Origin of the sequence: Acinetobacter sp. CIP 53.82 (assembly GCF_000369465.1) — a bacterium.
GTDB lineage: Bacteria > Pseudomonadota > Gammaproteobacteria > Pseudomonadales > Moraxellaceae > Acinetobacter > Acinetobacter indicus.
On sequence record NZ_KB850046.1, the window covers coordinates 1,266,928 to 1,282,242 of the forward strand.

13 protein-coding genes are annotated in these 15,315 nt (G+C 47.6%); 3 read left to right on the forward strand and 10 right to left on the reverse strand.

Annotated elements, in window-relative coordinates:
- Nucleotides 1–128: 128 nt before the first annotated feature.
- The 3 genes from pncB to F905_RS11585 all read right to left on the reverse strand — a co-directional run bounded on the left by pncB (nucleotide 129) and on the right by F905_RS11585 (nucleotide 3,677).
- A complete protein-coding gene (gene pncB / locus F905_RS11575) occupies nucleotides 129–1,328 on the reverse strand; it encodes a nicotinate phosphoribosyltransferase (protein ID WP_005180901.1) in 1,200 nt (399 codons plus the stop codon).
- A gap of 118 nt (nucleotides 1,329–1,446) precedes the next feature.
- The gene (locus F905_RS11580) at nucleotides 1,447–1,977 is read right to left on the reverse strand and encodes an ankyrin repeat domain-containing protein (protein ID WP_005180904.1); all 531 of its coding nucleotides are present in this window, start codon (nucleotides 1,975–1,977) and stop codon (nucleotides 1,447–1,449) included.
- 185 nt (nucleotides 1,978–2,162) lie between these two features.
- A complete protein-coding gene (locus F905_RS11585) occupies nucleotides 2,163–3,677 on the reverse strand; it encodes a catalase (RefSeq protein ID WP_005180906.1) in 1,515 nt (504 codons plus the stop codon).
- 222 nt (nucleotides 3,678–3,899) lie between these two features.
- Here F905_RS11585 and dtd point away from each other — a divergent pair, with 222 nt between their 5' ends.
- Nucleotides 3,900–4,340 (forward strand): D-aminoacyl-tRNA deacylase, encoded by a 441-nt coding sequence (gene dtd, locus F905_RS11590; protein WP_005180909.1) that lies wholly within the window; start codon nucleotides 3,900–3,902, stop codon nucleotides 4,338–4,340.
- A gap of 70 nt (nucleotides 4,341–4,410) precedes the next feature.
- On the opposite strand, the gene F905_RS11595 is transcribed toward dtd, so the two are convergent.
- The 3 genes from F905_RS11595 to serB all read right to left on the reverse strand — a co-directional run bounded on the left by F905_RS11595 (nucleotide 4,411) and on the right by serB (nucleotide 7,008).
- Nucleotides 4,411–4,896 carry a hypothetical protein gene (locus tag F905_RS11595; protein WP_005180913.1) on the reverse strand — a complete coding sequence of 162 codons (486 nt, stop codon included), beginning with the start codon at nucleotides 4,894–4,896 and terminating at the stop codon, nucleotides 4,411–4,413.
- 154 nt (nucleotides 4,897–5,050) lie between these two features.
- On the reverse strand, nucleotides 5,051–5,386 hold the full coding sequence (gene aciT / locus F905_RS11600) for a ciprofloxacin tolerance protein AciT (RefSeq protein ID WP_005180916.1): 336 nt from the start codon (nucleotides 5,384–5,386) through the stop codon (nucleotides 5,051–5,053).
- Between the two features lie 401 nt (nucleotides 5,387–5,787).
- Nucleotides 5,788–7,008 (reverse strand): phosphoserine phosphatase SerB, encoded by a 1,221-nt coding sequence (gene serB / locus F905_RS11605; RefSeq protein ID WP_005180917.1) that lies wholly within the window; start codon nucleotides 7,006–7,008, stop codon nucleotides 5,788–5,790.
- Between the two features lie 77 nt (nucleotides 7,009–7,085).
- Between serB and F905_RS11610 the strand changes: the two genes are divergently transcribed.
- On the forward strand, nucleotides 7,086–8,339 hold the full coding sequence (locus F905_RS11610; protein WP_005180919.1) for a hypothetical protein: 1,254 nt from the start codon (nucleotides 7,086–7,088) through the stop codon (nucleotides 8,337–8,339).
- Between the two features lie 63 nt (nucleotides 8,340–8,402).
- On the opposite strand, the gene ppk1 is transcribed toward F905_RS11610, so the two are convergent.
- The 4 genes from ppk1 to mhpT form a co-directional block, all read right to left on the reverse strand.
- Entirely contained in the window at nucleotides 8,403–10,466 is a 2,064-nt protein-coding gene (ppk1, locus tag F905_RS11615; protein WP_005180922.1) for a polyphosphate kinase 1, read from the reverse strand.
- A 238-nt stretch (nucleotides 10,467–10,704) separates the two neighbouring features.
- Nucleotides 10,705–11,634 (reverse strand): bile acid:sodium symporter family protein, encoded by a 930-nt coding sequence (locus tag F905_RS11620; RefSeq protein WP_034598041.1) that lies wholly within the window; start codon nucleotides 11,632–11,634, stop codon nucleotides 10,705–10,707.
- A 37-nt stretch (nucleotides 11,635–11,671) separates the two neighbouring features.
- On the reverse strand, nucleotides 11,672–12,328 hold the full coding sequence (gene pncA / locus F905_RS11625; protein WP_005180927.1) for a bifunctional nicotinamidase/pyrazinamidase: 657 nt from the start codon (nucleotides 12,326–12,328) through the stop codon (nucleotides 11,672–11,674).
- A gap of 145 nt (nucleotides 12,329–12,473) precedes the next feature.
- A complete protein-coding gene (gene mhpT, locus F905_RS11630) occupies nucleotides 12,474–13,682 on the reverse strand; it encodes a 3-(3-hydroxy-phenyl)propionate transporter MhpT (protein WP_005180930.1) in 1,209 nt (402 codons plus the stop codon).
- Between the two features lie 726 nt (nucleotides 13,683–14,408).
- On the opposite strand from mhpT, the gene dapA reads away from it, so the two are divergent.
- Nucleotides 14,409–15,305, forward strand: a complete 897-nt coding sequence (gene dapA / locus F905_RS11635) for a 4-hydroxy-tetrahydrodipicolinate synthase (protein WP_005180931.1) — start codon at nucleotides 14,409–14,411, stop codon at nucleotides 15,303–15,305.
- Nucleotides 15,306–15,315: the final 10 nt, after the last annotated feature.

The window sequence follows — 15,315 nt, forward strand, 5'->3', positions numbered from 1 at the left end:
TAGCACAAGTCATTTTTAGGATTATCCTGAATTTCTGCATTCCTTGCGCAGAAAAATGGATAGAGGTCAACGCGCCAGCAGGGAGATGGCGAGGTCCAGCATCGGCTGAACCTGGCCTGTATTTTTGCTTATTCCTGAATATCAAACACCTGACGCAAATAAGCGAGGAAGGTATCGTTGTCAGTCATGGTTTTGCCCGGACTGTCGGAAATTTTGGCCACCGACTGACGGTTACATTCCACCAGCTTTAACACAATATTCAGCGGAGTTTGTCCCATATCATTGGTTAGGTTGGTGCCAATCCCGAAACTGACCTGAAAGCGGTCTTTAAAGTAGTTGTGTAGCGCCCAGGCTTTTTCCAGGGTCAGGCCATCACTAAAGGTCAGCATCTTGGTTTTGCTGTCAATTTTCAGCTTTTTATAATGGGCATAGGCTTTGTCGCCCCAGCTATACGGATCGCCACTGTCATGGCGCAGGCCATCAAACAGTTTGGCAAAATACAGGTCAAAATCACGCAGAAAGGCATCCATCCCGACCACATCGGTCAGGGCAATCCCCAAGTCACCCCGATATTCCTGTACCCAGGTTTCCAGTGCCGCTTTCTGGAAGTCGCGTAAACGCACATCCAGCGCCTGAAAGGCCTGTAAAAATTCATGCGCCATGGTGCCAATTGGAGTAATGCCAAGCTGTTTGGCCAGCAGCACATTGCTGGTGCCGCGGAATACACCCGGCGCGGCGGCATTAATCTGCTGCACCACATGCTTTTGCCAGGCAAAGCTGTAACGGCGGCGTGTACCAAAATCCGAAACCAGAAATGGCGGATCTTCCGGATTCTGCTCGGCGGCATATTGCTGCACCAAGGCCACTTTGACCTGTAGACGGCGTTCACCTTCGGCCAGCACCTCGTCACTGCGAATACGGCTGAAATACAGCTCATTGACAATGGCCAGCACAAAAATCTCGAACATCATGGCCTGAACCATCGGGCCTTCTACCACAATATCCAGACGCCCTTCACTGTCGATGCCGGCACGAATAAAACGGCGCTTGAGCTGGAACAGTTCCAGATAATCGACAAAGTCGCTTTTGATAAAGCGTAAACTGCGCAAATACTGCAGTTCATCTTCGCTAAATTTCAGGCGGCACAAATGATCCAGCTGTGCATTTAAATCATCCAGAATATCCGCCAGTGGATAGACCGTATCTTCCAGATTACGGCAGCGGAAATGATAGACACTGTGGGTTTGCGGGAATTTATGTAAGACCACCTGTAGCATGGTAAATTTGTACAAGTCGGTATCAAGCAAAGAGTGGATGATTGGTGCCATAACTTAGGAAATATCGCTGTGCTTATCTTTGCATTAAAGCATAAAAAGCCCTGCAATATTGCAGCAATTACATACAGCCAAGAGAAATATAGACCAAAGTACTGCTGTAAATAACAGCCTATTTATCTGCTTTTGTTTTAGGTTTTTCTGTTTCTTGGATGATTTTCTGTAGCTGTTTTTCCTGGCCAATCACTTTAGCAAATTCAGCCGTGGTTTTTTGTCCGGCCTTTTTGGCTTGGGCATCACAATCCACCTGACGCAGCTGCTTGGCAATGGCAAATTCCATTTTGAACAAGGCCCCCATTAAAGCGGTATTGCCGCGGTTGTCTCGGGCACAGCGGTCTGCACCATGTTTCAACAAGGTCGTAACAATACTCTGGTGACCATAATAGGTCGCCATCATCAGCGGGGTATAACCGTCTTTATTGCGCACATCGACCGGAAAGCCATGCTTTAAAAATTCGTTGATAACTTCGCTATTACCAATTTTGGCCGCAGCGAAGAACAGGTCGACCAATTCCTGTTGTGAAGTCATCTGAACGCTTGCCACAGTTTTCGCAGGGGAGACATTCTTCACTTCAGCAGCAGTTGCGAATGCGCAACTGAAGGCAAGAATACTGGCTAAAAATGCTTCTGGCATAACTTTCATGATGAACTCCAACAGAAATCGAAAAGAAAATTTCAGTCACTCAGGATTCAATTCACCTGAGATGAGATAGAAACAGAGTGCCTGTAAAACTCCCCCTAGGGTGCAGGAAAGGTTTGGAGTTTTACAGGACTTTTCGGAGGTGATGCGCTATACCCTAGTCACCAGTTCCTCAAGACCAATCGAGATTAGTCTTTTAATTTTGCAGCTTTAGCTTTAACCGTCGCCAGGTTACCGTTCACCGCTTTGGTCATACGGGTACCGTAGTCTGCATCTGCCTTGTAGAAATAAGACAACATGATGTGCTTGGTTTCTGAATCTTTCACTGCACCTAAGTCAGCAGCCAGGTTCATGATCAGGTCATCTTTCTCTTTAGCTGTGTATGAACGGTACAGCTCACCTGCCTGCTTGAAGTTCTGCTCTTTCACGCCAATTTGCTGTACATGACCAGATAATGGTGTTTGTACCGCACGTGCTTTTTCAGTGGCAGCTTTTGGCTCTTTACGGCTTGGCTCATAGTTCACATCTGAGTCACGCTCAGATACATTCATGTAGCCATCCTGGTTATTGTTGTTCACATTTACCACTGGACGGTTGACTGGAATCTGCTGATGATTTGCACCCAGACGGTACATTTGTGTATCTGAATAAGAGAAGATACGGCCTTGTAACAGACGGTCTTCTGATGGCTCGATACCTGGAACCAGGTTACCTGGCGCAAATGCTGACTGTTCAGTTTCATTGAAGAAGTTCTTCGGCATACGGTTCAGGGTCAAGGTACCGACTTTAGTTTCTGGAACCAGCTCAGTTGGCCAGATTTTAGTTGGATCTAGCGGATCGAAATCAAACTTGCCCAGGTCTTTAGGATCAAGCACCTGAATATACAGATCCCATTTCGGGAAGTTACCTGCATAGATGTTGTTATAAAGATCATTGGTCAAATGGTTGAAATCTTTACCTTGCTGCTCAGCCGCTTCTTTCACGTTCAAGCCCTTCACGCCTTGTTTAGAACGGAAGTTGAATTTCACGTACTTGTATTCGCCTTTGTCGTTATACAGTTTGTAAGCGTGAACCCCAAAACCGTCCTGTTCGCGGTAGCTGGTTGGAACACCTTGCTTGCCGTATACATAGGTCAGCATGTTGGTTGCCCATGGCTGGCTCGACAAGAAATCAAACACACGGTTGGCATCTTGTACGTTAGTCACCGGGCTTGGCTTCATGGCATGAATGAAGTCTGGGAATTTGATCGCATCACGGATAAAGAAGACCGGTGTCTGGTTACCGACCAAGTCCCAGTTACCTTCTTGTGTGTAGAACTTCACTGCGAAACCATGTGGGTCACGTAGGGTCTCTGGTGAGCCTTTACCATGAATTACGGTAGAGAAACGTAGGAAAACTGGAGTTTTAGTACCGGCTTTGAACAATGAAGCAAGGGTCAGATCAGATAGGTCTTTGGTTGCAACGAATTCACCATAGGCACCCGTACCACGCGCATGTACCACACGCTCAGGAATACGCTCACGACCAAAACGTTGTAATTTTTGAACTAATTGTACATCTTGAAGTAAAACGGAACCATTTGGACCAGCAGTGATCGAGTTCTGGTTATCCCCCACTGGCGCGCCGTTATCTTTAGTTAATGGGGCAGCTTGTGCGGCTGTGACAGTTGCAAGCATTGCAACCAGTAATGAACGCTTAAACATTTCTAAATCTCTCAATTTATTACCTTTCCTGCATGGGCTAAGATAGTCGAGAGTAAAAAATAGATAAAACAGATAATTTTTATAAATTCAATCGTGTTTTTAGATTATTTAAAATATTATCAAATATAGTCAATAGATTAGAATACATTTTAAGCAGAGCTAATCTGCAGACTTGCTGCGGTTCTTGTACAATGCACATAATTTTCAGTTTTTGAGTCAAATATGCGCGCATTATTACAGCGAGTGCTAGAAGCCAAAGTCGTTGTTGAGGGTGAAACAACCGGAGAAATTCAGCACGGTATCTTGGTCTTTTTAGGGATTGGTAAGGAAGATACCCTAGAAAAAGGCCAGAAGCTGATTGATAAAATCCTGAAATACCGTTTCTTTGATGATGAACAGGGAAAAATGGGCTGGAACGTTGCCCAGGCGGGCGGTGGTTTATTGCTGGTTTCACAGTTTACCCTGATGGCCCAAACCCAAAAAGGTTTACGTCCTGACTTCGGTCCGGCCATGCCACCGGCTGAAGCAAAAGCCTTGTATGAACAGCTGGTTGAATATGCACAAAGCCAGTTTGATCATGTACAAACTGGTATTTTTGCCGCCGACATGAAAGTGCATCTGATCAATGACGGGCCGGTGACCTTTCAGCTGGAAATTGAATAAGTCTCTACCGGGTGCATAAAAAAAGGGCTTCCACTGGAAGACCTTTTTCTTGGGCGTTTCGACGCAGCAATCAGATTGATTTGCCGGTTTTCTGCTTAATAAACTGACGCGCCATTTTAATTTTTTCTTTGACCGGTTTCGGCAGCTTTGGTGGCACCAGTTTCGCCACCTGGTTAAACCAGACCAGCAGACCAAAATCACCTTCCATTTTAATGGTGCCATTTTGCATGCCGGTCATAAAGGCAGTCGGATCGCCTTTCATTAGGGTTTTCACGCCCTGCTCGCTATCGGCAAACTGCAAAATAAAATCGGCTTTTTCAGCATCACCCGACACGGTATCAATGTCGCCATTATTGACAATAATCTGACGGGCAAAACCGGTATCGGTACCAATTTGGATGCGGAACTGACGCTCATGAACCAACTCAATAAATTTAGGGCTGGTACGGGAAAGCTGCTTCATACGCAAAGCCAAACCTGTCACGAGTAAATCAAGCGGATCCGTGCTGACATCAACCAGAGGGAGTTTCACGACAGGAATTGAGGAAAGTTTCATGACGTCCGGGCCTATTGTAATTGTTGGGTTAGATTGCTTTTCATCCTACCATAAACAGCTGATTTTTCAGCAAGGCTTTGTATAACAATCATTATCGAAAGTAAAAAAAAATGTACATGACTGTACATTTTTTGGACGTTTTATCTGTATAGACTTAACGGCTGGAATACTGCTGCTGGTCATCTTCATACACTGGGGTATGTTCGATATAACGTCTTTTGGCCAATGCACGCTCTGCACGACGGTCTTCGCGTAGCAGAAGCAATGTCACAACAATCATCGCCAGGGTTAATGCAGACAGATAGCTGTAGGTCACAGGCAGTTCAAAAACAGTTTGTACGCTAAAACGGACCGTTTCTAAAATGCCCCAAAATGCCATACCGGCCAACATGAAGCTTAACCAACGACGATAAGGCGAAAAGAAAACAGCAATCAAAGCAGCCGCTACCAAGCTCAAGCCGACTATAGTTGCTAAATTCGCTGTTAACATAAAAACCTCCGTCCAAAAATGGATGTGGATCTTGTCGAGTCCCCATGCCATCTTCAATACTTGTAAATGAATGGCAAGGCCAATTTCAAATCTATGGAAGCATTATGAGTAGTTTTCTGGATAAAAAAAGACTTAAATTTTGACCACGCGACACACATTGTCGCAATATTATATTGTCATTACACTTTTTTAATTTTAAAGATTTCTGAAGATAAGGCTACTCCTTCTTTCGCGTGTCATTACAAAAAAACAACCTGCAAAACTGCCCTGAAAAATATTTTTTTCGATGTTTTTAAAGCAGATTTCGATTCAGTCAAAAAATGAACATTTGCCCTTGTTCACTGATTTTGCATAAAAAAAGCGCAGCCCTTATGCTGCGCTTGATTCAACCTGTGATGTGCTTAAGCCCGGTTCAGGTCTTTATCATGGACACCTAATAGATACAAAACACCATCCAAGCCAACGCTGGAAATCGCCTGATTGGCATTTTCACGTACCAGCGGTTTGGCACGGAAAGCAACCCCCAGACCGGCAATGGATAGCATTGGCAGGTCATTGGCACCATCACCTACCGCAATGGCCTGCTCCAGAGAAATACCCATTTTCTCGGCCAGTTCACGCAGCAACAGGGCTTTACGCGCACCATCCACAATATGGCCTTTCACTTCCCCGGTTACCACGCCATGCTCGACATCCAGAATATTGGCATGTACTTCATCAATCCCCAGCTTGTCCTGCAGATATTCGGCAAAGTACTGGAATCCGCCCGATAGAATCGCAGTGCGATAGCCCAGGGCTTTTAAGGTCGAAATCAGACGCTCGGCGCCTTCAGTCACGGTTAAACGCTCGGCGATTTTTGGCAGAACCGACGCATCCAGACCTTTTAGCAAGGCCACACGGGCACGGAAACTTTGCTGGAAATCCAGCTCGCCCTGCATGGCACGCTCGGTAATTTCAGCCACTTGTGCACCGACACCGGCTTCAATCGCCAGTTCGTCAATCACTTCCTGCTCAATTAAGGTTGAGTCCATGTCAAAGCAGACCAAACGACGGTTACGGCGATAAGCATTGTCTTCCTGTACCGCGACATCGACGCTTAGCGCGTTGGACAGGCTTAAACAGGCGGCACGCATGGCTGCGGCATCGAGCATCTGACCGCTTAAACCAAACTGCACACAGGCACGTTTTGGCCCCTGGCTGGAACCATCTGCTGCCGGACGGCCAGACAGACGGGTCACGGTCTCAATATTGAAACCCTGGCTGGATACAATTTGTGTTACTGCCTGCAGATGAGAGGCATTGAGTTCTGGCGCCAAAGCCGTCACGATGTAACGAGTACGGCCACCTTCATTGACCCATTGTTCATACTCTGTTGCAGAGATCGGTTTAAAGCGCACAGTTAAGCCAATATCATGTGCTAAAATCAGGATCTCTTTCATGGCTAATGCGGTAGCCGTCTGGTCATCTGATGAGACGACAATACCTAAAGTCAACTGGTTATGAATGACCGCCTGACCGACATCTAAGATTTGTAAGGAATGAGCGGACAGAACCTGCATTAATCGAGTAAACTGATTCGGTTGGTCAGGTCCTAAAAATGATATAAGAATGATTTCTCGCATGAATTGACTCGGGTCTGAGCTACAACTATTGTTAGAATCATAATCGAATTTAAGTAGAATTACTTTGGAAGTTTACGTTGAATGCGCCTAGACAAGGGCTATTTGCTAGCCTACTGACCATAAGTTTTGCCTTGCATACCTTTTTACTGGTACTGGCAACGACTCACCAGCTCAATGAAAATCGGGCCAGTCAAGGCCAGCTGATCACCAGCCAGCTGGTCACAGACAGCCTGTCCGAGCTGGAACCGGCCAATACCGTTTCACTGGCGCTTCTGGCCGATCGTTATGCCACCAACCCGAGTATTGCCTCAATTCGCATTCTGAATACCAACAATCAGGTGCTGGCCACCGGTGGCCTGGCCAAAACCCGTCAGGGTGAAGTCTTTGTACGCGATGCGCTGCAAAACGAAAAGAAAGTCGGCACCATTGAAGTGACCCTGGTCAAACCAAGTATTGGCGAAATTCTGCGTACCCAGTGGATGGCGATTCTCAGTTCGCTGTTTATTCATGCCCTGCTGTGGCTGGCCTATCGTGCGATTGCCCGTCCAAGCCGTTCAGAATATCTGGCGCGTATCAACAATGAATCGCGTCTGAAACACGAAATCCAGAATCTGACCCAGGCACTGGAGCAGGAAAAACACAATACCGCATTGGCGATTGCACAGGCGCAGCAACAGGCCAAAGCCGCACCAAAACTGAAAGAAAACAAACCGGCCCCGGTTGATCAGCATACAATTTCGTTAAACATCCAGTTCTATGATCCGAAACAGTTGATGGATACGGTCAACAAAACCGTTTCGGTGCCGTATTTTAATCTATGCCAGATTTTCCTGAACAAGAGCATCGAGCTGTGTGTGCAGCACTATAAACTTAGCCAGCAGGATATCACCACGGTACAACCATTCCATGAAGATGGCGCCACCTTAAGCATGTCGGCCGATAAACCGAATGCGGCACCGTGTCTGGCGATGATTGGCACCGTGTTCCAGCTGCTGTCTGAAGTGCTGTATAAACGCTACCGTGAAGAAAAACGCTTTGTGCTGCAAACCCGCAGTGCACTGTCCAGCCCGGTCGATGCCATGCAGCTGTCTTCGGTGCAGGCGGCAGAACGCTTGGTCAGCCAGCTGTCAGCTAAGGAAAATGCGGTGCATTTACCGCATGAATTACTGAAAACCCTGTCCGATCATTATGAACTGGTCAGTATGCCAAACCCGACCAATGTGCTGACCCGGCATGCCTATATGGTCAATGGCATGGACAGTGAAGCGGCCGAACTGGCCCAGCAGTTAAGAACTGAAATTTTACGTGGCAAGCACTCTAAAGCGTCTTAAGACGCAGCAGCCGCTGTCGTCTGATCAAAATCCTGACCCGTGTCAGGATTTTTTGATAGAGGCTTAGAGTTTGAGGAGCTTTTTTTGCAGTAAATAGGCCTGTGCACTGTGCAGGGGCTGTTCCGGTTCCGGCTGCACTTTCTGCCAGTGGCCATCGGACTGCAATTCCCAGGCATTCTGGTTGTCATTTAAATAGCTGCGTAAACCATCTTCGACAATACATTTCTTGATCTTGCTGTCCAGAATCGGGAAACAGGTTTCAACCCGTGAGAACAGGTTACGTCCCATCCAGTCAGCGCTGGCACAGAACAGTTTTTTCTCGCCGCCATGTTCAAAATAATAGACGCGGGTATGTTCCAGGAAACGACCGACAATCGAACGCACCCCGATATTGTCTGACATGCCCGGCACTTGGGGAATCAGGCAGCAAATCGAACGGATAATCAGATCAACCTGCACCCCGGCCTGCGAGGCACGGTATAGCGCCGCAATCAGTTGTGGCTCGGTCAGGGCATTGACTTTAATCATGATCTGCGCGGCTTTGCCGGCCTGGGCAAATTCAATTTCCTGTTCAATCAGTTTCAGCAGTTCAGTGTGCAGGGTGAACGGCGCATGCAGCAGGTTTTTCAGTTTGGCCATTTTGCCCATGCCGGTCAGTTCCTGGAACATGCGGTGCACATCTTCACAGATATCCGGCTGGGTGGTCATCAGGCCGTAATCGGTGTACATGCGCGCATTGCCGGCATGGTAGTTACCGGTGCCCAAGTGCACATAACGCACCAGCTGGTCCTGCTCGCGGCGTACCACCAGAATCATTTTGGCATGGGTTTTATAGCCGACAATGCCATACACCACTACCGCACCGGCTTCCTGCAGCACGTTGGCAACCATGATATTGGATTCTTCGTCGAAGCGGGCACGCAGTTCAATGACCGCAGTGACTTCCTTGCCATTACGCGCCGCTTCAGCCAGTACCTGCACAATTTCCGAGTCCGGACCACTGCGATACAGGGTCTGTTTAATTGCCAGCACATGCGGATCTTTGGCCGCTTCTTTGAGTAGGCTGATCACCGGCTGAAAAGAATCAAACGGATGATGCAGCAATACATCCTGCTTTTTCAGCACCTCAAAAATTGGTTTCTGCTTGCGAAATACCGGCGGAATCACCGGGCTAAAAATTGGATATTTCAGTTCCGGACGGTCAAAACTGGTGGTGAGACGCGACAGGTTAATCGGGCCACTGGTCTGATACAGCTGCTGCTGATCCAGATCAAACTCATCTAGCAAGTAGTCAATAATACTCTGCGGGCAGTCATCTTCAATTTCCAGACGCACCGCACGGCCGAAACGGCGTGATGACAGCTCATCTTTTAAGGCCACCGCCAGATCATCGACATCTTCCGACAGAATCAGGTCGGCATTTCGGGTCACACGAAAAGCATAGCAGCCGGTGGCTTTCATGCCCGGGAACAGGTCATTGATATGCTGCTGGATAATTGCCGTCAGGAAAATCTGTTCCTCCCCTTCCCCGGCCACTTCAGGCGGCAAGGCAATTAAGCGCGGCAAGGAACGTGGGGCTGGCACAATCGCCATTTCAATTTCACGGCCAAAGGCATCCTTACCTTCCAGACTGACAATAAAGTTCAGGCTTTTATTGACCAGTCGCGGAAACGGATGTGATGGGTCCAGACTGATTGGGGTCAGTACCGGCTGGACCTGTTTGGCAAAATACTGGGCAATCCAGGGTTTATGCTTGTCCTGAATTTGCGGATATTGAATAAAACGAATCCCGGCCTGCTGCAACTGCGGCAGAATGTCCTGATTTAAGGTGCGATATTGCAGCTCGACCGCCGCATGAATTTCTTCAGATAACTGTGCCAGCACCAGTTCGGTCGGAATTGCATCCGGAGTGCGGGTCAGGGCATTTAAATCCAGCTGTTTCATTAAACCCGCCACGCGGATTTCAAAAAACTCATCCAGATTTCGGGAAAAAATAATCAGAAAGTTTAAGCGTTCCAGCAGCGGCAGACGCTCATCCAGCGCTTGGGCCAATACCCGTTGATGGAACTCGAATAATGCCAGTTCCCGATTGAAATAGGTCATGGATGAATGCTGAAAATCGCTCATATCTCACTCTATGCTGTCTTACAACAGTCTGTTTGTGCCGCCTCTGTGAGGGCATCTTAGAAATTGAATATGACAGTTGTGTTACAAAAATGACCAAATGATGAAAATTAGCCCAAATTTGTTCAAAATAAAAATCTGTTTTTTATCATTTTTTTGTTTTTTTATCTAAGTAAAAAGACAGCATATTCAATATACTAAGGCATCCTTGCCTTGATGACAGCCGGATGACAGCCGTCCTTTATTGGCGCTGCCGGCTGGCCCAATAGGTGGCCAGTGCCGGTCCGGAAATATTGTGCCATAAACTGAAGATGGCGCTCGGCACGGCGGTCACCGGAGACGCGGCAAAATGCACCGCCGCCAAGGCCACGCCCAAGCCAGAATTCTGCATTCCGACTTCAATCGACACCGCTTTACTGTCGGCATAGGGCAATTTAAATAAACGCGCTGCCCAGAAACCGAGTAAATAGCCCAGGCCATTGTGCAGCATCACCACCGCTAAAATCAGCAAGCCGCTTTCCAGAATCTGTGCCCGGCTGCCGGCGATAATTGCCGCGACAATGGCAACAATCGCCACCACCGAAACCAGCGGCATCAGGGTAATGGAACGCTCCACCTGAGTTTTAAACAGCGCGCGCAGCAGCAGGCCCAGTACAATCGGGAACAGTACCACCTGTAAAATCGAGCTCAGCATGGACCAGGCATCAATTTCAATCCACTGGCTGGCCAGCACAAAGAAAATTGCCGGGGTCAGCAGCGGCGCCAGCAAGGTCGACACCGAAGTACAGGCCACCGACAAGGCGGTATTGCCTTTGGCCATATAGGTAATTACATTGGAAGCCGTACCACCCGGACAGCAGCCAACCAGAATCACCCCAATGGCAATTTCCGCCGGTAACCGGAATAAGGCACATAACAGATAGGCCAACAGCGGCATCACCATAAACTGCGCGGCCACGCCAATCGCGACCGCTTTCGGGCTTTGCAGCACGCCTTTAAAATCCTGCAGCGACATGGTCATGCCCATACCAAACATGATGATACCAAGCATCCAGGTGATATAGGCTTTTAACCAGACAAAAGCCTCTGGCTGATACATGGCAATCACGGCAAACAGCAGCACCCACAGGGCAAAAGTTTTCTGTACAAACTGGCTAAAACCTAACACCATAGACCTCGGTACGTTCTGAATGAATGATTCGGGCCAATCAGGCCAGGCTTGGCTGTGCAGCAGGCTGTAACAGGCTCAGCACATCTTTGCTATAGACCCGTTTCACCCCATGCGCCAGCATCTCCTGCCAGGCATGCTGCAATGAACCTTTCAGGTCTATGCCTTTGCTGGCATCGGCAATGACAAAGGTATTAAAGCCCAGCTTGCAGGCATCTATGGCGGTCCAAGCCACGCAAAAATCGGTGGCAATACCGGTAATAAACACCGTGTCGATGCCACGCGCTTTTAAATAGCCGGCCAGGCCGGTGGTGGTTTTCTGATCTGCTTCCATAAAGGCCGAATAGCTGTCAATTTGCGCATGAAACCCTTTGCGGATAATCAGCTGCGCCTGCGGCAAGTCCAGCGCCGGATGCAGTTCGGCATCGGTGGTGCCCTGAACACAATGTGCCGGCCACAGCACCTGCTCGCCATATTCCAGCATCACCACTTCATACGGCTGTTTGCCCGGATGATTGTCGGCAAAAGAAATATGATTCTGCGGATGCCAGTCCTGGGTCAGGACAATATTGTCGAAGACCTGTCCCAGCTGGTTAATGATCGGAATAATCTGATCGGCATCAGCGACGGCCAAATTACCGCCCGGTGTAAATCCATTTTGTACATCTACTACGATCAATGCCGTCTGCGCTTGCATAACACCTATCCATGTTTCGCTTATTGTCAGCGTCCTAGCATATACCAAATGGATGGTTTTGTTGCAGCGGAATCATTGGACTGTACGGTGAAAACAAAACAGCCCGCATATGCGGGCTGTCTGAAGGGGTCGTTACAATGCGTGTTTAGTTTTGAATACGACGCACCAGCAGTAACATAAAGATGGCAGAGATCACGATACATGGAATCGCGGCAGAGATCACCCCTGCTGCACCAAAGCCAGCCGTTAACAGTGAACCGGCAATCGCAGGCCCGAGCATCGCACCGACACGGCCCACGGCAGACGCCACACCAATACCGGTACCACGCACTTCAGTTGGATACACAATACCACCGAAGGCATACAGTACACCCTGACAGCCAATGACGAATGCACCCACCAGCGCAGAGGCCAGATACATTTGAGTTAATGAACCTGCAGCGTTCAGTGCCAGCAGACCGGCCAGAATACCGCCGTACATCAACAGAATGACATAGGCTTTTTTCCAGCGATCGGTCAGCATACCCAAAATCACCGTACCAATCGTCGCGCTGACCATGAAGTAGAACTGTGCAGTTGCGCCTTCTTTACGCGAGAAGCCCAGTTCCTGGAACAGCGACGGTAACCAGCTCAGCATGATGTACACCACCATCAGGGTGAAGAAATAGCTGACCCAGATGAACATGGTACGTAGCAGGTTGTTCGAGTTAAACAGATCCTTAAACGAACCTTGTGGCGTAGCTTCTGCTGTCGTATTCGCAGCCTGATCTTTGGCTTTTAAATATTCCTTCGATTCTGGCAATAACCACATCATCACAGGAATGACGATAATAGGTAATAAACCGCCCAGGTAGAAAATGTTTTTCCAGTTAGAACCGAAATCGGTACTGGCAATTAACGATAAAATCGCAGCACCGACTGGCATACCACAGTACATCAGACCTACGGCACGGCCACGGTTTTGTGGTGATACCGCTTCAGAGGCCAGCGTAATCAGAATTGGCATGGCAGCACCCAGACCGGCACCGGCCAGGAAACGTACCGCCAGCAATGAGTTAAAGCTGTTGACCCATACGGTACATAAAGTAAAGACCGCAAACACGGCAGTCGACCAGATTAGCACCTGTTTACGGCCAATACGGTCTGCCACGCGTCCACCAACCAGTGCACCAGGCAATAAGCCCAGAATCCCTGCACTAAAAAACACCCCCAATTGCGAGCTATCGAGGCCAAAATGCTCACGGATACCAGCTGCGGCAATACCTGCTGCCTGGATATCCAAGCCTTCAATGACCGCAATCAAGAAACAGATGGCTACTGTCACAATCGCATGTCGATTATCTGATCTTTCCATTGGAGAATCCTTGTTTCAATCAGTGTTTATAAAAGGTTAAGGCCGCCATCATCTATGAGGATGTCCTTTGAATTAACTACCAATAAGTGGAATAAAGCGCTGGTCTGGCAAAAAATTAATAGACATTTCTTATTTTAAGACACGCAAACATATAGTTTTAGAAAGACTTAATTGAGGCATATCAATTTAAAAAAACAATAAAATTCATATAAATATCAAAGGATATAAATAAACAGACAGTCAAAACTATTATTTTTATTTAGATCTGAAAAAAATCATTCCGAGCTGGTTTAAGCAGGAAATGGCATTAAAAAAAAGGCTATTCAAATAATTTTCGGGTCTAGTTTAAGTGTTTTTTTATCTTAATTCTGACCCTTTTACCTGGTTTTCACAGCTTTTTACTGCATTTTCCAGGCAAAATTGCTGTCCGGACAGCTTCTATAGACCTATGCTTACTCGCCAGTTCATTCTAAAGTCGAAGATGAACCTGAACTGCTGTAAAAGCACCAACTTATGCCTTATACCGGACTGTTTTGAGCAGCGGATAAAGTTGATATTGGCTTTGACTTACGCATATTGTTCTGACACACTGAATCAGTCATAATTTGCATAAGCATTATTCAATCATGACTTATTGAATTCTGACTCAAATCAAAATACTGCAACCATCCACGTTTTCTGTTTCTACGAACTTTTGTGGATGGAAAAATAGGATATTTTTTCAAAATGACTCAGCAAGCACAGACCATTCAAGGCTCAATTGTCGCAATCGTCACCCCAATGTTAGAAGATGGCAGCGTAGATTGGAAAGGTCTCGAGAAGCTGGTTGAGTGGCACATAGAACAAGGCACAAACAGTATTGTGGCCGTGGGCACGACAGGTGAAGCCTCTACATTAAGCATGGCTGAACATACACGTGTGATTAAAGAAATCATTCGCGTGGCCAACAAACGTATCCCGGTGATTGCTGGTACTGGTGCAAACTCAACGCATGAAGCGATCGAACTGACCAGAGAAGCCAAAGAACTCGGCGCCGATGCCGCACTTCTCGTCACGCCATATTATAACAAGCCAACCCAGGAAGGGTTATATCAGCATTATAAGACTATTGCCGAAGCAGTGGATCTGCCACAAATCCTGTATAACGTTCCGGGCCGTACTGGCGTCGACATGTCCAATGAAACAGTGATTCGTCTGGCCGACATTCCACAAATTGTGGGCATTAAAGATGCCACTGGCGATGTACCACGTGGCCGTGAATTACTGGCCGGTCTGGCGGGTAAAGACATGACTGTCTATTCAGGTGATGATGCCACTGCCTATCAGTTAATGCTGGCTGGTGCCAAAGGCAATATCTCGGTTACGGCCAATGTGGCACCAAAAGTCATGAGCGAAGTTTGTGCCGCAGCCATTGCCGGCGACAATGACAGCGCTGAAGCACGTAACAATACAGTTGCAAATTTACACAATATTCTATTTTGTGAATCAAACCCAATTCCGGTGAAATGGGCACTTCATGAAATGGGCTTAATTGGTACCGGCATCCGCCTGCCATTAACGCCACTTGCAGAACAATATCGCGCACCGTTACGTGAAGCTTTACAGGCTTCGGGTGTCATTTAATAAGAGCACA

Bases quoted from the DNA above. Each gene is read 5' to 3' on its own strand.
- pncB (WP_005180901.1), bottom strand. From the start codon at position 1,328: ATGGCACCAATCATCCACTCTTTGCTTGATACCGACTTGTACAAATTT.
- F905_RS11580 (WP_005180904.1), bottom strand. From the start codon at position 1,977: ATGAAAGTTATGCCAGAAGCATTTTTAGCCAGTATTCTTGCCTTCAGT.
- F905_RS11585 (WP_005180906.1), bottom strand. From the start codon at position 3,677: ATGTTTAAGCGTTCATTACTGGTTGCAATGCTTGCAACTGTCACAGCC.
- dtd (WP_005180909.1), top strand. From the start codon at position 3,900: ATGCGCGCATTATTACAGCGAGTGCTAGAAGCCAAAGTCGTTGTTGAG.
- F905_RS11595 (WP_005180913.1), bottom strand. From the start codon at position 4,896: ATGAAACTTTCCTCAATTCCTGTCGTGAAACTCCCTCTGGTTGATGTC.
- aciT (WP_005180916.1), bottom strand. From the start codon at position 5,386: ATGTTAACAGCGAATTTAGCAACTATAGTCGGCTTGAGCTTGGTAGCG.
- serB (WP_005180917.1), bottom strand. From the start codon at position 7,008: ATGCGAGAAATCATTCTTATATCATTTTTAGGACCTGACCAACCGAAT.
- ppk1 (WP_005180922.1), bottom strand. From the start codon at position 10,466: ATGAGCGATTTTCAGCATTCATCCATGACCTATTTCAATCGGGAACTG.
- F905_RS11620 (WP_034598041.1), bottom strand. From the start codon at position 11,634: ATGGTGTTAGGTTTTAGCCAGTTTGTACAGAAAACTTTTGCCCTGTGG.
- pncA (WP_005180927.1), bottom strand. From the start codon at position 12,328: ATGCAAGCGCAGACGGCATTGATCGTAGTAGATGTACAAAATGGATTT.
- mhpT (WP_005180930.1), bottom strand. From the start codon at position 13,682: ATGGAAAGATCAGATAATCGACATGCGATTGTGACAGTAGCCATCTGT.
- dapA (WP_005180931.1), top strand. From the start codon at position 14,409: ATGACTCAGCAAGCACAGACCATTCAAGGCTCAATTGTCGCAATCGTC.